Below are 14544 nucleotides of genomic sequence, written 5' to 3' on the forward strand. Positions count from 1 at the left end.
GAAGGAAGAAGGAATTAAGAACTTCCTAATCGTCTTTACCCTTGCTTAAAATTTAAAATTCGCTCGCTCAAATAAGAATTACCGAAATAAACCAGATTTCTGCTTGTAAGTCCTCGGTTTGATAGCTAAATATTTACTCCTCGCATCAGATTTCAGAGTCAAGAGTGCATCCCAAAATCTCAAAATCCAAGATTCAAAACTCCTAATTCATAACTCATAATTATTTAAAGTGCGTTCTTTTTGGTCAGATCCTTTTTTGTGGATTCACCTTTCTGGGGCGGCTACACTGCCGATTTTCCTGGGACTGTGCTTGCTGGGACTCGCAGTGGGTTCTCCCCTGCTCCCTGTCTGGTTAGAAATATTTTTAGTGGCTGTAGCCGGTATTGTTCCTGTGCTGTGGATGCAGTGGTTCCGCCCTTTTTACATTTTTAGTATTTTAGTTGTGGCGGTGAAACCGCAGAATTTAACTTCTGTGCAGCAGCAGATTCTGACTCGGTTTAAAACTAAGTTAAATAAAGGACTCGCTCTATTTGTCGCTGTTTTGCTGGCAGTAATTTTGTGGCAGCTTTACCGATTGGCTCCCCTGGCGGCTTCGGTGGCTCCCTTTCCTCCTTCCTGGCGGTGGGCTGGATTGTTGTTGGCAATTGCTGCTTTTTTAGCTAGCAATCTGTTTTTGCAGGTGTCTGCTAGTGTCATGGCGGTTTTGCTGACGCCGGAATCAGAATTTGCAGCGACAAAGCCTTATGTTTTAGAAAAAATTCGGCAGGATTTTACGATCGCGCCTTGGCAAGTTGATCGACTTTTGCCGGCTTTGGCAGCCGAGACAACTGCCGCTGTGGCTGCACCCGCAGAGTCAATTGGGCTAGCATCCAGCATAGGGAATTTGTCAGTCGGCAGTATTGTCAACCCAAAACCTGCTGACACCAACGGCGTTACATCTCTACCCGAAGAGTCGATCGAAAAAAAGTGAAATAAAAAATTAAGAGGGGGACAATTGTAGTTTAAGCTACTTTAATTTGTACAGATGTATGCTGTGCAAAAAATAGGTAAGGCCCCTCTTCGGATAGAGATTATTAATAGTCTTAATATTTAATTTTTAATCGCAGGTTGTGGATATTTTATGTTGGCTCTTTGGAGAGAAGAATCTATAATAGAGAGTGTCAAGGTCAGCTTTCAATCCTTACAAGGGATTAAAACAGAGGTATAACAATATGGCGAATTATCTACCCATCGCACAAGAACCTCAAGCCGCCGATCCGATCGAGCTGTGCGAAGATTCTGAAATCTGGGGCAGTCTCAAATCCGCGATCGGTGCAAGTTCAGGATTTCAACGCTGGCAGCTAGAACTCAATTTTGAGCGTCAGCAGCAAAATGCCACCATCGATCAGCAGGTTCGTTCCTATCTGCGGGAAACTTTAGAAACTTTGGCTTATTGAGTACCCTAAAACCAAATATTGTCACGGTTTGTGAATTTTATAGCCCAATGCTGCTGGCATCCCCTCCAATATGCTAAGTGAGTGCCGATAGTGAGTGTCGAGAGTGAGTGTCGATCGCAACTTCGGAGATCAAATTGCAGGGGACAGTATTTCTCCTTACTTAGTCGGGATTAATTTCCGCCTTCTACTGGCAACACCCACTTGAAAAATTCCGAGAAAATTAGCCTGAAAGCCCCCATACAAAGCGACTGCGGCCGCTATCTATTGACGTGCGTGTTGCCGGAACTGTTTATAATAAGGCTGAAGCAAAATAAAATTAATAGTGCGGTTGTGGCGGTACATCAAACCGTCCCCATCAACATACTTACAAACTTTTTGCACCGTAAGTCCTATTAAATAGTCTACAACCAGAGTAGAAGAAAATGCGCTTAGTAATAGTTCAGTATGCCGGCGATTACGCAGAAGCCTTTGAGCGTTTAGCCAAAGGTGGAAGCGAAACATACTACGCTCAAAAATATTCTGTTGATGCCGTCACCGAGATGGCAAAACGAGCGGAGTCAGTAACAGTTATTTGCTGCATGACACCAGAATTTAACGATCGGGTTCTAGAAAACGGCGTGCGGGCGATCGGTTGCGGATTTAATTACAAAATTGATTCCAAAAAATTGATCGACTTAATTGCCAAGCAAAATCCGACTCATTTAGTCCTGCGGACGACTTTTCCAGACCTTTTTAATTGGGCAATTAAAAACGAAATTAAAACCCTCGCTGTATTTGCCGAATCTATTGCAACAAAAACTTGGCGCAATAAATACCGCAACTATTTCCTATCCCAATTGTTGAATAACAACCAAATAGAATGGGTTGGAACTTACGGCATTACTTCATCTTTATTGTTCAAAGAAATAGGAGTAAAAGCTGATAAAATAATTCCCTGGGACTTTCTCTTAGAGACCAACCCCGGCTCTTTGTCGCCGAAAACAATCCCTGCGGACATCAAAAAAATTAAACTTTTTTACGCTGGCTCGTTAGTACAAAGTAAGGGAGTGGGCGATATATTGAGAGCCGTAGCAAAGTTAAGAGAACGGAATAATATATCAGTTCACTTAAAAATGGCAGGTAAAGGTGAAGAGGAGTTTTTTGCCCAGCGAGTCGAAGAGTTGCAAATTAAAGATTGTGTAGATTTTCTGGGAATCGTGCCAACTCATAGTTTAGAACCTTTAATGAGAGAATCCGATCTCGTGTTAGTTACTAGCAGGCACGACTATCCCGAAGGTTTTCCCCTGACAATTCAGCACGCTTTACGCACTAGAACACCGATAGTAGCTTCGGATCACCCGATGTTTAAAACCCACTTAAAACACGGTATTAATTCGATGATTTTTGAGGCGGGTAACTCTCTGGCTTTAGCAGAATGTATCGAAAAAGTTATTTCGGATTCAGCGCTTTACCACAATCTTTCTGTCGCTTCTCACTCAACCTGGCAGGAGTTGCGTCTGCCTGTCAAATGGGCGGACTTGATCGATCGCTGGCTGGATGATTCTCCTGAAAGCAAACAGTGGTTATTTGAACAACGACTAGCTTCTGGAGCCTATAACTCATGAAAAAGTTAATAATTAGGTCAACCTAATTAAACTTGAGTAGGACTTATATCTAGTCCTGTCATTTAACCCTCATCAGGCAAGTCGTGAGGACGAAGAGTCGTTTCTTAAAGATTTTAACAAATAAGGACTCTTCGTCAGTCCTCTCCTATTGAGTTTTTATTTTGCCTGCATTTTTTGCCGAATCTGCTCTCCGCGCCTAGCCGCAACTTTTTGCCAAGTAAACTCCAAAGCTCGCTGGCGGGCGGCGGCTCCCATCTTAGCCCGCAAATCAGGAGAATTAGATAGTTTTCGTAGTGCCTCCACCCAGGCGTCAGTATCGTAAGGAGGAAGAATTATGCCCTCAACGCCATCACGCACAACACCGCCTCCTCCCATCGGTGAAGCCAGAATCGGCAAACCATGAGCCATTGCTTCATAGATAACGAGTGCGCTACCTTCCTCCAGACTGGGAAAGGCAAAAAAGTCAGCTTGGCGATAGGCAGAACTGTAGTCCAGGGCATAATCAAAGTGAACTACATCAGGACGTTTGAGCAAATGGCTGCAAGTGTGAGCAATTGCCGGTTCGAGGGAGCCAAAAATTGTCAGCTTTCCCTTAATCCCAGCTCGCTCCCAAGCCTGTAAGAGCAGGTGAGTCCCTTTTCGGACGCAGGCAAAACCTAGGAAAAGGACGTTAACTTCCTCTGAGGCCGGTTTTTGGGATTGATAATTGGGGAAACGCGACGGCGACCAACCTTCAGTGGTTAACACCAGTTTTTCTTCAGGAACTCCGGCTTCTTGAAATGATTTTACTACTGCCGGACTGGGACAAAACAGAAAGTCAACTAGCTTGAGTTTTTGCTCTTCGGTCTTAATTTTTTCTGGGGTAATTGTGTGTTGAGGTTGCAATTCCAAGCGAGAGTAAGCATCGTCAAGGATACTCTTAGCTTGCTTTTGACAAGTATTAACTCGCTCCCAAAAAATCGGCTTACTTTGCTTGTTAACGCTCTTTACAGTATCTAATGATATAGCGGGCCACAAGTAGGCAACATCAAAATTTTTGATATCTTTGAGAAAACGCTTCTCTGCCTTGATTTTGGGAGCAGTAGGGCTGCGGTAATACAAGTTTGTCAGTAATGACGGAATTGCTTCAACTATATTTGAGTTGCGGCAGGAGCGATCGCAACTCGGGACAACCATGCGAGCCTTCAGCTCAGGTTTTTGCCATTCTTTGCACACTGAAAAAAATACGTGGCTGATGGCTCGGTCATTGCAATGAATTGGGAATAAAGCACTCAGTTTTAACATGGGATTCATCTTGAGTTAACTAAAGTTTTTCTACTTGTTTCTAAACACGGACATAGAAAAATGAGGCTCGGTTTAGAGACCAGTCTTGTTTGATTGAAAAGTAGATTCTGCCGTCTGACAGTGATTGTATGGTGACAACATAACATTAAGTAAATTCACTGACAAGGCCCTGAACCAAAAATTATGTATTTTTACTGTAAAGAATGAAACAGCAGCATCCAAAATGCACTGAAAATTTTTCCAAGATGTTTGGCGTCCTAGTAAATAGGGCTTTTCAAGCGTTTTAGATAACGTGGCGATTGAAATTGCTGTTACACCTACTCTCCTCCTGGATATTACGTACTAAAATCACTGATCGAAAACATCCAGGGTACAAGCTCCCGGATCGCGGCCGCGGATCAGGCCTCACTCACCTGGGCATCCGAGCGAACGGAGAATGGTACAGGCCGCTTTTGTGGCATCTAAAATCTCAAATTTCAAATCTCAAATCCATCGACCGGGTATTAAACCCGGATTTGGTATAGCAGAAGGAACAAGGAAGAAGTTCAACACCCGTGCTCCCTCCTTGGGGGAAATCAGAAGGTAAATGCAATAAAATCAATGGTTGGGGCTATTAAAAACCTCCGGTGGCACCGAAAAGGTTGCTAGATCATTACCTTCCAAAGGGCGTTGTGGAGTTAAAAAACATCCTAGCTGCTTTTCTTAAAAAACAGCTAGGATGTTTGTATGGCAAACTATTTCAGGACTTTAGCCTGCTGTTGCCAAAGCTGGATTCTTAGTTTTGCCGATCGCCAAACATTTTTTAACAGCAGCAATCACATCTTCCACATCTGCATCTGTTAATTTGGCCGAAATCGGCAAGCTAACTGTATGCCGCCCAATGTAGCCAGCATTCGGATAATCTTCGGTATGCCATCCAAACATTTTTTGATAGACAGGATGTTCCGGCATACTCATATAATGTACGCCGACACCGATATTTTCAGCATTGATAGCGTCGAGAAATTCGTCGCGGCTGATTCCAGTTTTGGCTTCATCTACCAGGATGGTGTACAGGTGATAAGCATGAATTGTATCCGGTTCGGAGTTGGCTGGCAAAGTAATCGGCAAATCCGCAAATGCTTCGTTGTAGCGCTGCCAAATCTGCTCCCGCCGCTGCCAGTAAGGCGTGACTCGTTTCAATTGATGAATGCCGATCGCAGCTTGCAGATCCATCATATTGTATTTAAAACCGACTTCCACCACTTGGTAGTGCTTGTAACCCGAGTCGCTGAAGCGCTTCCAAGCATCTTTGCTCATACCGTGCAGCGCTAAAATGTTGAGCCTGTCGGCGTCTTCTTGACTGGCGGCCAGAATCATTCCTCCTTCCCCGGTCGTAATGTTTTTGGTGACATAAAAGCTGAAGCATCCGAAGTCGCCAAATGTGCCTGCTTTCCGTCCCTTGTACTCTGTTTCGATCGCGTGAGCACAGTCTTCAATTAACTTCAAGTTGTGACGGCGAGCAATCTCGCAAAGCGCATCCATATCGCAGGGACGACCTGCGAAGTGAACCGGCAAAATTGCTTTAGTTTTTGAAGTGATTTTAGCTTCGACTTGAGCCGGGTCAATATTCATTGTCACCGGATCTACATCCGCCAATACCGGTGTTGCCCCGGCGTGGATGATGGCATTAACTGTAGCGCAAAAAGTCATCGGAGTAGTAATGACTTCATCCCCCGGTTCCAAGCCAGCAGCGAGGACGCTCAAGTGCAGTCCCGCCGTACAGGAATTGACTGCAATCGCGTACTGGGAACCCTTGTAAGCATTAAATTCGTCTTGAAACTTCCTGACTTTAGGGCCTGTACCCAACCAACCTGTTTTCATGGTTGCCACCACTTCTTGAATTTCAGAATCTTCGATCGCCGGAGCACCGAAAACCAAGAAACGGTCTTTTGAACGAATAGGATTGTTGTTCATGTTGCTAGTCTTACCCAGTAAGTAAACTTGATCAAATGGAAGTGTTAATGAATGCAGTATCAGCGTTTTTTATCCAGATCTTTTGCTAATACCTTGTGTAATGGCATCTTTTGTATAACAAGCTTACTAATGACAAGCCGTTTTTTCGCAAGCGCCTGACCCTGACAGAATTTATATATTTTAAGATAGAGAATCTGCAATGTCCAGTAGATCGTATTTCAGTTTATGGGTGATACACAAGCTCTTACCCGCATTTTTTACTTTAAATATTTTTTTAAGAAAATGTTTTCTTTCTCTATCAATTTTTTGTAAGGTGTCGAACATCTATCCCAAGAAAGATTTGACAGAGAAGTTATCTGATTTGTGATTTTTAATTTTAGAATTACGGATGACACATTCCCGTGAGGTTTGGAGCTTGGGTGGAGTTAGATTTTGTTTTAAATCGTGTAAAATCTAGGCAAATTTTGCACAAAAAAAATGTAACTCCCCTGTAATTGATGCAGGTTCAGCAACATTCTGCGCTCGCTCGAAGCAATCAACCGTCCTTGACCAAATCCACTACAATCGAGGCAGACGAATCTTGTTCAAAATGTCTTGCAGCCGTTCTGAAACGCCGCCCAATTGTTCTGACAAAGCTACAAGTTTGCCGTAAGCTTCAACTAAGCGGTCGCCCTCAACATAAACTTCTGAATTCGGATAATTCTTCATCGCCTCCAGCAGTGTAATCTCGTTATCATTAGTTGCAGACAGCACCAAGGCCTCGCGCAAAGCTTCTCGATTTGCATTCCCAGAAGGAGTGCGAATTACCTGACCCACTTCATCGAGAATTATTTCGCCAACCTTGCTGTTAAGCGTCCGATCCAAAAAGCTTTGACTGACTTTCACTGGTCTCGTCAGACTGTTGCGAACGGCTTCCGGGTCTTTTTTTGCTTTTCCCAGCAGCATTTCTAACGCGGGCGACATTTGCCCAGTTTCTGCAAAAATTTCTAATTCGCTGACGGGTAAAGTCATTCGGATCGCACTGTATTTGAGCACTACCTTTTCGGCAGCCGCCGCAGCATTACTGTAAAATACAATTCCCGCGCCTGCTGCTAAAAATAACGTCCACCGCTTTTTGAAAAATGATCTACCCATAGTCAAATCTCCTAACATCTTTTTCTACTTCGACTTTGACACATCTCATTAGTTACTGCACAGGCTCAGGTCTTCGGCAAATGCCAAATTATTCGATCGCCCCAGCACTTATACCATTTTAGATTTTAGATTTTAGAATTGCGAATTAGTGAGGACGATCATGGTTTCCAGCATCAGCCAAGAGTTGCATGATTTTTGGGAACTGGTATTCCCTATATCGGATGCTAGGCAAAAAACTCGGTTCCGGGCGCTGCTACTGGCCTCTTTGAGATTTGAGATTTGAGATTTGAGATTTGCGAATTAGTGAGGACGATCGTAGTTTCCAGCATCGGCCAAGAGTTGCATGATTTTTGGGAACTGGTATTCCTATATCGGATGGTAGGCAAAAAACTCGGTTCCGGGCGCTAGTACGGGATTTTGACTCTGTGCGCGGTGCACACCCTACTGATTCTATCTCCCCAACTCCTGAGCCTACCAAAATGCCGAACGCCAGCTCTTCTATCAGTGAAGGCTGGCGCTGGGCTTAAATTTATTTTATATATTTAGGGTCTTTATGAAAGCTGACCCCAATTGAACGAATTACAAGCGGTTTATGATTAGGGCCTTTAAATTTGCTGACCCCAATTGAAGCCACATCATTATCATTACAGGGATCGCTGGCAAACCAGGATTTCATAATAATTTCTTTATATTTCTAACTTTTCCTTGCGTCAGATAGATATTTGTCTCGATTTGTAAACTTTTGTTACTTCGACTTCGGGGAGCGGCCCTCGGCGCGCTGCTCCCAGCGAAACAGGAACACCATCAGGGCCACCACTCCGACTTGTAGAGCAAAATTAGGCAAAGCAGAGCCAATTTCCCGGCCAGAGGCAATTTTAGCGAGGAAAACCAAGCCGCCGATAAAGCCCGAAGCGCCACAAGCTACGTAAACAAACTGTCGCAGAGGCCGGTAGGGAGTGGCCATTTCTGCGGTTAAACGCTCGTATTGTTGGCGGCTAAGGTTGCGCGGGTTTTTTGGGATGTTTGTGCGATCGTCCGAATTTGGAGCTGGCATAGATTTAGAAAATAAGTAAATTAGGATGGAGCCACAAAAACCCGATTTATACCAAAAATCCTCCGGCTGAGGTGGCCAATATGGTCGAAAAGCCTGGTTTTTGGTACTGTGGGCCCAAGTCGAGTGAATATTAGACTAGAACAAATATCTCACAACTGCCGAAATAAATCATCGCTGAAGCAAAAGCACAACTGTCTGCAAACAGCCGACAAAAACGCCCAAAATGCCTCCTAAATTTACAATTCCCTGCAACTCGCTTTTGACAATTCCCTGAATTGCTAACTCCAACTCTTCAGGAGAAGTACCTTTGACTCGATCGACAATCACCTGGTCAATATTCAAAATCGGGATAGCCTGAGCTACAATATTTTCTAAATCCCGCTCTAAATAACGCTCTAAAACCAAAGCCAGTTCTTTGCTGACAATTTCCAGGGAAGCGCTCATCACCGCTGAAGTTTGCAAGCGATTGAGAATCAACCGCGAAATATTTTCCCAGTCAATAGATTTGCTCAACCCCTCAAGTACATCTGTACCCCGCTGTTGAACATAGCTGCGAACGCTGTCGCGCATAGTTTTTCGCAACTGTCTCACAGTCGAAACCGGTAAATTTTGCATCGACAAATTTTGCAGCCATTCCTGAATTCGCCCGCGAATCCCCAAAGAAATAGTTAACTCTGCTAAGCGCTGATTTGTCGCTTCTCTGTCATCAAGACAAAAAGTCCGCAGCCGAGTTAAAGTATTGCGCAAACCAAACAAATTTGCTACTACCCAATAAGTGCCACTGGTTTTTTCTCGAAACCCTTCATCGATGATCGAAATATTGCGATCCGTCAAAAAGTCAATTAAAGCCTGCCGCAGCACTTCCGGGGGTATTACTACCTGCAACAACCACTCAGCAAGCTGAGCTGCCTGAGATTCCGTTAGCTGAATCTCCAGCAAAACTTGATCAAAAATTTGATTTAGCTGAGCTTCTAAAAAATCTTCCCGGCGCGCCAAAACTTTGAGAATTCGCGGCACAGATTCCCCCAGCAAATCTCGCAAAATGTTAGCGAGAATTTTAGCGGTTTTTTGCTCTGCGTCTGCTTTTACCTGATCCAGCGCCAACTGCAACAACCAGAGAATCACCGACTGCATCCGCTCGGTTTGCAGGAGGCGGCGCGCCAAGTTTTGCAGTTCCTCCGGCGTCAGCAGGGAACCCATAATTGTGTCGGAAATTCGCTTTGCTAAACGCTCTTGGTTGCGGGGGATCAAGCCTGGAGTGAAAGGCAACTGCCGCCCTTTGATGTAAATAGCTCGATAGGGGCGGAACAGCATTTTGATAGCTATATCGTTAGTGAAATAGCCAATAATTCCTCCCACTACAGGTGGGGCCAACAACAGCCAAATGTCAGACGGATTCATAAGATTTTAGATTTTAGATTTTAGATTTTAGATTTACTCCACAGATGAATCTGGGGGTTGAACCTTGGTCTAAAATTTTGATCGGGCGTATTGGCTCGACCGAAACTGCAAGCATTTTTAATTGTCAATTGCTTTGGCTAGTACCAATACTCCCATCATAGCTCCGGCAATGGGGTAGTGGGTGGCGGTGGCAAATCCGGCTTTGTTGGCGATCGCGACTTGCTCCTGGCCGATCGGGAATTTTTCTAAACTAGGATTAATGTAAGCATATTCTTGAGTCATTCCAAATTGCTGAGCAATGGGCACTACGAGACTGTCTAGATAAAACTGCTGAAAGCTCCGCATTAGGGAATTGCTGGGGCGGTGGAGGTCGAGAATAGCTGCTTTGGCACCGGGTTTGAGTACGCGGTGCAATTCCTGAAGACTGCGGGGGATGTCAGTCACGTTACGTAGGCCATAACCCATTGTGGCGCAGTCGAAGTAATTGTCAGCAAAAGGCAAGTATAGGGCGTCAGCTTCTACCCAGGAAATGGGACTTGCAGGGGTGAGAAAAGGTTGATCGCGCTTGGCCGCCACGGCCAATTGTTCGGCGGAAAAATCTACTCCAAATACGCAACCGGTCGGCCCTGCTTGTTTAGCCAGCAACAAAGCTAGATCCCCGCTACCGCAGCACAAGTCTAAACAAGTATTTCCGGGGCCAGCACTGCTCCATTTCACCGCCATTTGCTTCCAAATCCGGTGTTGCCCAAAACTCAACCAGTCGTTCAATTGATTGTAAACTGGTGCAATTCGATTAAATATAGTTTTAATTTGTTCTGCGTTATTAGTCATTAGTCATTGGTGATTGGTAATTTGTAATTGGTGGCTAGTTTGTCATCACGTAAAAACAATTAATCCGTGCATTCATGTCATGCTGTCGCCAGTCATTAATGCTTTGTATTGTTAGCTATCCGCGAGATTTTGTCTTGAATCCTTCGTTTGCTATTATTTTCAACTCAAGACAAACAGCCGACTAATAACTAATGACTGACAACTAATGACTGATGACCCCGCCCAAAAACAGGTACAAGCTCCCGACAATTGTCGTGGATATTCCAAAATTTTAGACTTTTGTTCAAGCTCCAAGATTCACTGCGCTGCAAGTAAATCTAAAATCTAAAATCTAAAATCTAAAATCGACTGACTGATGACTAATGACCCTGAAAACTCGTCAATACCAAAGCAACTTCTTGAGCGGCGAGGTGAACTGTTGTGAGTTCGTCGGGGCGCAGGGAACAAGGTTGCTTCCACTGCATGGAAATCAGGGCGATTGATCGACCTTTGTGAACCACCGGGATGGTCAGGTGAGCTTGAATGCCGGATTTCTGATAGTGCGGCAGACTCGCTAGGTTTGTGTCGAGTCCAATATTCACAGCACCCTGAATAGTTTGAGAGGTAATTGCTTCTCGAACCAGAGGATCATCTGCCAGCCAATTTTCCACAGGTGAACCAGTGGTGTGACAGCCTTGGAGTGGCATCAAAACATTTCCGTCCACCAGTTGCAAAATGCAACAGTCCGCCAAAAAATTATCACTTATCGCAGTAGCAATTGGCTCTAAACTTGCTTCCAAACTCGGATAATCCACAGCCGTTTGCATAATTGTTGCTAACAGTTGTATTTGATTTTGGGCGCGATCCAATTCCTCAGTCCGCTGCTTGAGAATTTCATAAGTCTCGGCCGCTTTTTGCACCACCATTTTCAATTCGTTCGGGTCCCAAGGCTTAGTGATATACTTGTAAACCTGTCCTGAGTTAATCGCATCCACCAAGTCTTCAATGTCCGTAAAACCAGTCAAGATAATTCTGACCGTATTCGGAAACTGGGGTACGGTTTTGCTCAAAAACTCCGTCCCCTTCATTTCGGGCATCCGCTGGTCGGAAATGATGACGGCGACCTCGCCTTCGATGCCGAGGACTTCCAAGGCGCGAATTCCGCTCTCAGCTTTGAGCACGTTAAAATCTCGTCGGAAAGTGCGGTAGAGTAAATCCAGATTGTCTGGTTCGTCGTCTACTACCAGCATTTTGGGCTTTTTCGGTCTGTGTAGGGTCATGAGCTGGCGTTTAATTTGATCTAGCTCTGAAATGGCATTATCCATAACAATACGATAAACTCCCCTTTGTAAATTTAGGCGAGCAACTATTCTGTAACAATAGTCTCATAACTCACTTACTATTAATCTATCGCTCTGCCGCGACACGAGCCTTGCCGGTATCCAATAACACATAACTTAGCGCTAGTTTTTGATTCAATTATGACTGATACACCGCAAGATTCCTCCCCTCCTGCATCTGCACCCTCCACCAATGCTGTGGATGCTGAAAAGTTAATTCGATCGCTCCGCCGCAAAGAAGGCACTTGGGTAGAGTGGGGACAGGCCTGCACAGCACTGCTAAAAGCTGGCTACAACTCTCAAAGGATTTTTGAAGAAACTGGTTTTGAGCCAATTCAGCAAAATCAAGTAAGCGTCGCAGCCCAAGTTTACACCAGCATGGTAAATGCTGGGGCTTCAGAGGAAGTTCGATCGCACTTTTTGGGCAAAGGTAGCGATATCTTATACGAGTTTCGGATTCTCTCTCAAGTAGAGCGTGCCGGGGCGGCTGCTTTGATGCTAACCCACAATTTGGATGTTGACGATGCTCGCCAAGTTGCTAAAGCGATCAAGGAGTTTTCGCACTTCGGGAGTCTCCCCCAAGGGTTCACAGACACTCCCGGCGATGCTATGGCTTACCAATGCTGGCAATTAGCGAGACAGAAAAGCGATTTGCAAGAGCGATCGCGCTTAATTGCTCGCGGTTTAAAATTAGCTAGCAGCCCAACCGCTAGGGCGCAAATCGAGCAGTTGCTCGTTGATTTTACCGTAGTTTCCAGACGGGAAGCGCCCCGCTTGCCCGTCTATCGGCTGGATACCGAAGAACAATTGCCGCGCGTTGTCCCGGTTGTGGGCAAATTGCCGCTTTCTACGACAGATTTGCTGGCAGTGCCTTTGCCGGAGGAAATCGAGCCGTTCCGAATGGTAAAATTTTCTGGAGCCGGAGCTTGGGTGGCGATTCCCGGATGGCAGGTAATTTTGAACGCTGAAGATCCGGTGGCTGTTTTGGAAATGAGCGATCAATTGCCGGTACCGCTGCAAGGCAAAGTTGAAGAAGTTTTGATTATTGCCGATCGAGCTCAAAGACAGTGGGATGCTGACAGTTATTTCCTCGCAGATAACGCTGGCAATTTAGAATTGTACTGGTTTGAACAATCCCCAGATATTCCTATTTTGGGGCGAGTTGTGCTGGTGATGCGTCCGAAAAAAATTGTGGATGAAGACTATACCAAAGATGGATGGCAAATTGATGATTAGTCAGTGGTCAGTTGACTGTTGACTGTTGACTGTTGTCAGTTGACGGTTGTTAGTTGTTACTTGTCAGTTGTTGTTGGTTTTAAGAACGGGTTCTCCGGTCGTTCCAAAATACATAAATTTTATGTGGGTGGAATGACTAATGACTAATGACTAATGACTACTGCGGCGGTTTCGGTTCTTGAATTTGCGGAACAGAATGCTGTTTCTTAAATCGATTAAAGCCGTAAACCGCAGCCCCAATTAACAGAAAATAAGGACTGTAAGCCAACAGCCAAATACCCAAACCAAACAAACCTAGCGTCAATTCACCCACAGAATGAGTCGCTTTCCCCCAAGTTTCCTGTACCCGCAAACCTAGAGAAGGTTCGGGAGTTTGTTGAGCCGATACTGCTGCTTCTAGAGTTAAGCTAATAGTCGAATAGGCTACTTGATTTCGCAAACTTTTTAACTGAGCGTCAATGCGTTCGATCGACTCCCGAATATTGCTCAACTCTTGAGCAGCTTTGAGCACGTCGCCGACAGAACCCGATCGCTCCATAATTTTTAACACCATTTCCTCTGATTTGCGAAGGTTTCGCAGCCTAGCCTCGCTGTCAACTAATTGATCGGTAACATCCTCAGCCGTCAGAGAACGGTTCTCTACAGTTCCGAGTTTGGCCAAAGCGTCTAAAGTCGTTTCTAAACGTTCTTGAGGCACGCGAATCTCCACAGAAGCCGTTTGGCGGACACTCGAATCCGGGGGCTTTTGATTTTGAAAACCCAAGATATCGCCTTCCTGTTTTTCGACAATATTAGTAACAGATTTAGTGCTGGCGTCAATAGATTTGACCACTACACTGAGTTGGGCTTTTTTAATCAGTTGAGGACGGGTTGCGGTCGTTTCTGCTGCTTTTTTTGATGCACCAGGAGTTTTTGACCTCTGGGCTGCTGGCTCGGGTGCTGGTGCCGATTGTGGAGCCGATGCGGCAACTTGGTTTTCACGGATGCTGGGTGAATCTGCGCCGCCTGGAGCGCTGCTGGTCAGTTGAGATCCTCCGCAGCTAGGCAAAGCAATGGCTGAAGATAAAGTTAAGAATACCGCCACAGCAAAACGAGTTGTGCTGCTGTTGGCTGGGTTTGGGTTTGGCTGGTGCGGGGGGGAATTGATTTTGAGGTAAGTTTTCATTTGGGTGACTCCTATAAAAAAGGCTTGGGTATTGAATTTTATGCTTGTTTCAATTTAAGCTTCAATAGATAGCATTAGTTTAGCCGATACCGAAATGGAAACGGTAGAGGTTGAATACTTTGGG

The 14544-nt window shown here is 45.0% G+C and carries 13 protein-coding genes; 5 read left to right on the forward strand and 8 right to left on the reverse strand.

Translation table 11 applies throughout. The features are described from left to right. Window positions 1-229 precede the first annotated feature (229 nt). From QUA10_RS08760 to QUA10_RS08770, 3 genes are all read left to right on the forward strand, one after another. Window positions 230-970 carry a low-complexity tail membrane protein gene (locus QUA10_RS08760; protein WP_333082447.1) on the forward strand — a complete coding sequence of 247 codons (741 nt, stop codon included), beginning with the start codon at window positions 230-232 and terminating at the stop codon, window positions 968-970. 241 nt (window positions 971-1211) lie between these two features. Beyond that, window positions 1212-1436 carry a hypothetical protein gene (locus tag QUA10_RS08765; protein WP_333082445.1) on the forward strand — a complete coding sequence of 75 codons (225 nt, stop codon included), beginning with the start codon at window positions 1212-1214 and terminating at the stop codon, window positions 1434-1436. 422 nt (window positions 1437-1858) lie between these two features. Next, complete coding sequence (locus tag QUA10_RS08770) at window positions 1859-3040, forward strand: glycosyltransferase family 4 protein (RefSeq protein WP_333082444.1); 1182 nt, start codon at window positions 1859-1861, stop codon at window positions 3038-3040. Between the two features lie 156 nt (window positions 3041-3196). Here the strand turns inward: QUA10_RS08770 and QUA10_RS08775 are convergent, their stop codons facing one another. From QUA10_RS08775 to QUA10_RS08785, 3 genes are all read right to left on the reverse strand, one after another. Further along, window positions 3197-4324 carry a glycosyltransferase family 4 protein gene (locus QUA10_RS08775; RefSeq protein WP_333082443.1) on the reverse strand — a complete coding sequence of 376 codons (1128 nt, stop codon included), beginning with the start codon at window positions 4322-4324 and terminating at the stop codon, window positions 3197-3199. Window positions 4325-5071: 747 nt separating this feature from the next. Continuing rightward, window positions 5072-6280 (reverse strand): DegT/DnrJ/EryC1/StrS family aminotransferase, encoded by a 1209-nt coding sequence (locus QUA10_RS08780; RefSeq protein ID WP_333082442.1) that lies wholly within the window; start codon window positions 6278-6280, stop codon window positions 5072-5074. A gap of 558 nt (window positions 6281-6838) precedes the next feature. Beyond that, entirely contained in the window at window positions 6839-7414 is a 576-nt protein-coding gene (locus QUA10_RS08785) for an alpha/beta hydrolase (protein WP_333082441.1), read from the reverse strand. A 279-nt stretch (window positions 7415-7693) separates the two neighbouring features. Here QUA10_RS08785 and QUA10_RS08790 point away from each other — a divergent pair, with 279 nt between their 5' ends. Continuing rightward, the gene (locus QUA10_RS08790) at window positions 7694-7822 is read left to right on the forward strand and encodes a hypothetical protein (protein WP_333082440.1); all 129 of its coding nucleotides are present in this window, start codon (window positions 7694-7696) and stop codon (window positions 7820-7822) included. Window positions 7823-8159: 337 nt separating this feature from the next. Here QUA10_RS08790 and QUA10_RS08795 read toward each other — a convergent pair whose 3' ends face one another. From QUA10_RS08795 to QUA10_RS08810, 4 genes are all read right to left on the reverse strand, one after another. Beyond that, the gene (locus QUA10_RS08795; protein ID WP_333057719.1) at window positions 8160-8468 is read right to left on the reverse strand and encodes a DUF3493 domain-containing protein; all 309 of its coding nucleotides are present in this window, start codon (window positions 8466-8468) and stop codon (window positions 8160-8162) included. 168 nt (window positions 8469-8636) lie between these two features. Then, window positions 8637-9869 carry a DUF445 family protein gene (locus tag QUA10_RS08800; protein WP_333082439.1) on the reverse strand — a complete coding sequence of 411 codons (1233 nt, stop codon included), beginning with the start codon at window positions 9867-9869 and terminating at the stop codon, window positions 8637-8639. A gap of 117 nt (window positions 9870-9986) precedes the next feature. Continuing rightward, window positions 9987-10700: a bifunctional demethylmenaquinone methyltransferase/2-methoxy-6-polyprenyl-1,4-benzoquinol methylase UbiE gene (ubiE, locus tag QUA10_RS08805; protein WP_333082438.1), complete on the reverse strand. Its 714-nt coding sequence runs from the start codon at window positions 10698-10700 to the stop codon at window positions 9987-9989. A gap of 359 nt (window positions 10701-11059) precedes the next feature. Then, window positions 11060-12004, reverse strand: coding sequence for a response regulator (locus QUA10_RS08810; protein WP_333082437.1), 945 nt, complete (start codon window positions 12002-12004; stop codon window positions 11060-11062). A 156-nt stretch (window positions 12005-12160) separates the two neighbouring features. Here QUA10_RS08810 and QUA10_RS08815 point away from each other — a divergent pair, with 156 nt between their 5' ends. Beyond that, window positions 12161-13255, forward strand: a complete 1095-nt coding sequence (locus QUA10_RS08815) for a RuBisCO accumulation factor 1 (RefSeq protein WP_333082436.1) — start codon at window positions 12161-12163, stop codon at window positions 13253-13255. A gap of 157 nt (window positions 13256-13412) precedes the next feature. Here QUA10_RS08815 and QUA10_RS08820 read toward each other — a convergent pair whose 3' ends face one another. Next, a complete protein-coding gene (locus QUA10_RS08820; RefSeq protein WP_333082434.1) occupies window positions 13413-14420 on the reverse strand; it encodes a DUF4349 domain-containing protein in 1008 nt (335 codons plus the stop codon). Window positions 14421-14544: the final 124 nt, after the last annotated feature.

The organism is Microcoleus sp. Pol8_D6 (assembly GCF_036700965.1).
In the GTDB taxonomy this organism is placed as follows: Bacteria; Cyanobacteriota; Cyanobacteriia; order Cyanobacteriales; family Microcoleaceae; genus Microcoleus.

Bases quoted from the DNA above. Each gene is read 5' to 3' on its own strand.
- QUA10_RS08765 (WP_333082445.1), top strand. From the start codon at position 1,212: ATGGCGAATTATCTACCCATCGCACAAGAACCTCAAGCCGCCGATCCG.
- QUA10_RS08770 (WP_333082444.1), top strand. From the start codon at position 1,859: ATGCGCTTAGTAATAGTTCAGTATGCCGGCGATTACGCAGAAGCCTTT.
- QUA10_RS08775 (WP_333082443.1), bottom strand. From the start codon at position 4,324: ATGTTAAAACTGAGTGCTTTATTCCCAATTCATTGCAATGACCGAGCC.
- QUA10_RS08780 (WP_333082442.1), bottom strand. From the start codon at position 6,280: ATGAACAACAATCCTATTCGTTCAAAAGACCGTTTCTTGGTTTTCGGT.
- QUA10_RS08785 (WP_333082441.1), bottom strand. From the start codon at position 7,414: ATGGGTAGATCATTTTTCAAAAAGCGGTGGACGTTATTTTTAGCAGCA.
- QUA10_RS08795 (WP_333057719.1), bottom strand. From the start codon at position 8,468: ATGCCAGCTCCAAATTCGGACGATCGCACAAACATCCCAAAAAACCCG.
- QUA10_RS08800 (WP_333082439.1), bottom strand. From the start codon at position 9,869: ATGAATCCGTCTGACATTTGGCTGTTGTTGGCCCCACCTGTAGTGGGA.
- ubiE (WP_333082438.1), bottom strand. From the start codon at position 10,700: ATGACTAATAACGCAGAACAAATTAAAACTATATTTAATCGAATTGCA.
- QUA10_RS08810 (WP_333082437.1), bottom strand. From the start codon at position 12,004: ATGGATAATGCCATTTCAGAGCTAGATCAAATTAAACGCCAGCTCATG.
- QUA10_RS08815 (WP_333082436.1), top strand. From the start codon at position 12,161: ATGACTGATACACCGCAAGATTCCTCCCCTCCTGCATCTGCACCCTCC.
- QUA10_RS08820 (WP_333082434.1), bottom strand. From the start codon at position 14,420: ATGAAAACTTACCTCAAAATCAATTCCCCCCCGCACCAGCCAAACCCA.